The organism is Acinetobacter sp. 228 (genome assembly GCF_048147885.1).
The window spans coordinates 1-1,172 of the sequence record NZ_JAYWYV010000431.1 but is presented as its reverse complement, the minus strand read 5'-3'; the positions used below and the strand labels follow the sequence as shown (position 1 = coordinate 1,172).

Genomic DNA, 1,172 nt, shown 5'->3' with positions numbered 1-1,172 from the left:
CCGTTAAAACGATATAAGCCAGTAAAGCAGATTGATCTTGTGTTTTAAAAGCCCATTCACCTTGTGCTTTTATATAAATATATTCAGACTTATTTAAGTGGATATCATCAAAAAATTTACTTAGTGCATCCATGTTTACGTGATCAATCATTATTTTAATAAAATTATAGTGAGCTATAAGAATAGATCAACATGTGTTTTTAGGACAAAAAAGTGGAAGAAAATGCCAAAGACTTTGAAATAGGTTTTTTGGACGGTTACAACTGTTAAGAAAATAGTATTTCTTTAACTATATAGATATATAGAAAAAGGAAATATGACTATGAATGCACCAGTAAATGTTCAGCAAGAACTTATGCCAGTGCCAGCGTCTATGCGTGAGATAGATCGTAAGCGTTATTTATGGATGATTAGTCCGGCTCTACCTGTAATTGGTTTAAGTATTTTAGCTGGATACCATTTTGGTCCACGCCCATTAAAGAAAGTATTTGCTTTAGGTGGCCCACTTTTATTACACGTTGTGATTCCTGCAATTGATACAATTATTGGTAAAGATGCGCGTAATCCAACCGATGAAGAAATTAAACTTCTTGAGAAAGATCCATATTATTCGCGTTTGGTAAAAAGTTTTATTCCATTGCAGTATGCGGCAAATATTTATGCATGTTATTTAACAAGCCGTAAAGATACTTCATTTATTGACAAAATTTTGCTTGGTATTTCGATGGGTGCCATTAATGGTATTGCAATTAATACAGCCCATGAATTAAGCCATAAACATGATCGTATAGACCATATTTTATCTCATCTTGCTTTAGTGCCTACAGGTTACAACCATTTCCGTATTGAGCATCCATATGGCCATCATAAGCGTGCAGCTACTCCTGAAGATCCTGCATCTTCACGTATGGGTGAAACATTTTATGAATTTTGGCCACGTACTGTTATCGGTTCTTTTAAATCAGCAATTGAAATTGAGAAAAATCGTTTAAAACGTAAAGGTAAAGAGTTTTGGTCACTCGATAACGAATTGCTGCAAGGCTGGGGTATGAGTGCTGCTTTCCATGCTTCTATGGGAGGAATTTTTGGTAAAGGTACGATTCCTTATTTGGCAACACAAGCATTTTACGGGATTAGCCTATTCGAAATTATTAACTATATTGAACATTATG

General features: G+C 34.5%; 1 protein-coding gene and 1 pseudogene. One reads left to right on the top strand and one right to left on the bottom strand.

Going from position 1 to position 1,172, the window contains the following annotated elements:
* Nucleotides 1–151, bottom strand: a pseudogene (locus VXQ92_RS19615) (AraC family transcriptional regulator); the annotation flags it as partial.
* Between the two features lie 171 nt (nt 152–322).
* On the opposite strand from VXQ92_RS19615, the gene VXQ92_RS19610 reads away from it, so the two are divergent.
* Nucleotides 323–1,172: alkane 1-monooxygenase (locus VXQ92_RS19610; RefSeq protein ID WP_416682921.1), on the top strand; the 850-nt coding region annotated here is incomplete at its 3' end.